The sequence below is a fragment of the Micromonospora sp. M51 genome, assembly GCF_018070305.1.
Lineage (GTDB): Bacteria > Actinomycetota > Actinomycetes > Mycobacteriales > Micromonosporaceae > Micromonospora > Micromonospora parva.
This window is the reverse complement of record NZ_JAGPXZ010000812.1, coordinates 1-2609: the sequence shown is the minus strand read 5'-3', so window position 1 is coordinate 2609 and position 2609 is coordinate 1. Positions and strand designations below refer to the sequence as shown.

At 71.8% G+C, this 2609-nt stretch carries 2 protein-coding genes; both read left to right on the top strand.

Features of this window, described 5'->3' with window-relative positions; all coding sequences use genetic code 11:
* Positions 1–148 precede the first annotated feature (148 nt).
* A complete protein-coding gene (locus KBX53_RS29170; protein WP_210862815.1) occupies positions 149–1906 on the top strand; it encodes an NAD+ synthase in 1758 nt (585 codons plus the stop codon).
* Between the two features lie 196 nt (positions 1907–2102).
* On the top strand, positions 2103–2609 hold a 507-nt coding region (locus tag KBX53_RS29165), incomplete at its 3' end, for a 3-methyl-2-oxobutanoate hydroxymethyltransferase (protein ID WP_210862813.1).

The following is a 2609-nucleotide window of genomic DNA, read 5'->3' as shown; positions in this document are numbered from 1 at the left end:
CGAGCGGGGCCCCGGCCGGACCCGCGACGTCCGCCGCCGGGCGGGCCGGGCTCCTGCCGTCGCGGCCCGGCCGGCCCGTGGCGGCAGGTGGCGGCAATCTCGTCCGAGGGTACGGATTGTCGCCACGAGGCTGGGGCAAGATGAAGGCATGCCCACCCTGCGTCTCGCCCTGTCCCAGGTCAACCCGACCGTCGGAGACATCGCCGGAAACGCCGACCTGGTCCGCAGCTGGACCCGCCAGGCCGCCGATGCCGGTGCCCAACTGGTGCTCTTCCCGGAGATGATGCTCACCGGTTACCCGGTCGAGGACCTGGTCTTCCGGCGGTCCTTCGTCGCCGCGTCCCGGGCCGCCGTGGAGCGGCTGGCCGCCGACCTGGCCGCCGACGGTCTCGGCGAGCTGCCGGTGGTGGTCGGCTACCTGGACGCCGACGGGCCGCCGCAGGTCAGCGGGGACGCCGAGGCGGGCCGGGGTGCCCGTAACGCCGCGGCGCTGCTGCACCGGGGCGTGGTGGCCGCCCGCTACTTCAAGCACCACCTGCCCAACTACGGGGTCTTCGACGAGGACCGGTACTTCGTCTCCGGTGACGAGTTGACCGTGGTGCGGATCGGCGGTGTGGACGTCGCGCTGACCATCTGCGAGGACCTGTGGCAGGCCGGGGGTCCGTTCGCCGCCGCCCGGCGGGCCGGCGTCGGGCTGGTCGTCAACATCAACGGCTCGCCGTACGAGCTGAACAAGGACGACATCCGGCTGCCGCTGGTCCGCCGCCGGGCCGCCGAGGCGGGTGCCGCCATCGCGTACGTCAACATGACCGGCGGCCAGGACGAGCTGGTCTTCGAGGGCGACTCGATGATCGTCACCGCGGACGGTGAGCTGCTGACCCGGGCCCCGCAGTTCGTCGAGCACCTGCTCGTACACGATGTCGAGCTGCCGGCCGCCGGCACCGCGCCGACCACCGAGACGGTGGCGGACGGCATGCGGATCGTGCACAGCATCCTGGACGGCGTTCCGCCCCTGCCGGCCGGCCCGGCCGTCACCGGCGGGCTGATCGAGCCGGTGGCCGACGAGGCCGAGGTGTGGCAGGCGCTGGTGCTGGGCCTGCGCGACTACGTCAACAAGAACCGGTTCCCCTCGGTGGTGCTCGGCCTCTCCGGCGGCATCGACTCGGCGGTGGTGGCCGCCCTCGCCGTCGACGCGCTCGGGCCGGACCGGGTGGTCGGGGTGTCGCTGCCCAGCCAGCACTCCTCGGAGCACTCCCGGGAGGACGCCGCCGACCTGGCCAAGCGCACCGGCCTGGACTACCGCGTCGAGCCGATCCAGCCGATGGTCGACGGTTTCCTGGCCAACCTGTCGCTGTCCGGGGTGGCAGTGGAGAACCTGCAGGCCCGGGTCCGTGGCGTGATCCTGATGGCGCTGTCGAACCAGGAGGGCCACCTGGTGCTGACCACCGGCAACAAGAGCGAGCTGGCGGTCGGCTACTCCACCCTGTACGGCGACTCGGTGGGCGGCTTCAACCCGGTCAAGGACGTCTGGAAGACGCTGATCTGGCGGCTGGCCAAGTGGCGGAACATGGACGCGGCGCGGCGCGGTGAGACCGCACCGATTCCGGAGAACTCGATCGGGAAGCCGCCCAGCGCCGAGCTGAGCCCGGGCCAGCTCGACAGCGACAGCCTGCCCGACTACGACGTCCTGGACCCGATCCTGATCGGTTACGTCGACGGCGACCTCGGCCGTGACGGGCTGGTCGAGTCGGGTCACGACCCGGCGATCGTGGACAAGGTGCTGCGGCTGGTGGATACCGCCGAGTACAAGCGACGGCAGTCGGCGCCAGGCACGAAGATCTCCATGAAGGCGTTCGGTCGGGACCGCCGTCTGCCGATCACGAACCGGTGGCGCGAGCACGGCTGAGCCGTACCCCTGGGGGTGCCGGGTCGGTGACGCGGCCCGGCGCCGCCGCACGGTGACCTGGCGGTCACGTCGCCGCCTTCTCGCCCCGGCCGGAGTGACATCTTGCACTGGGCCCTGCCGTCAGCCCGTCGCGCGGTGCGACGATCGCGACGGAACCCGGGGACCGCGCAGGCGGCCTCGAGGAAGGGAGACAGAGATGGTGGAGTCCACTCCGAACGAGGTGACCGCGTTGTACGGCGGCCCGGCCACCCGACGGGTCCGCACCCGCGACCTGATGGCCGCCAAGGAGCGCGGCGAACGGTGGCCGATGCTCACCTCGTACGACCAGTACACGGCGTCGATCTTCGATCAGGCGGGAGTCCCGGTACTGCTGGTCGGCGACTCGGCAGCGAACAACGTGTTCGGCTACGAGACGACCCTGCCGATCACCGTCGACGAGCTGCTCCCGTTGGTACGGGCGGTGGTGCGGGCGACCCGGCAGGCGCTGATCGTCGGTGACCTGCCGTTCGGCTCGTACGAGGAGGGCCCGGCCCAGGCGCTGCGGACCGCCGTCCGGTTCATGAAGGAGGGTGGCTGCCACGCGGTGAAGTTGGAGGGTGGCCGCCGTAACGCCGCGCAGATCGCCGCGATCGTCGGGGCCGGCATTCCGGTGATGGCGCACATCGGTTTCACCCCGCAGAGCGAGCACACCCTGGGCGGCTAC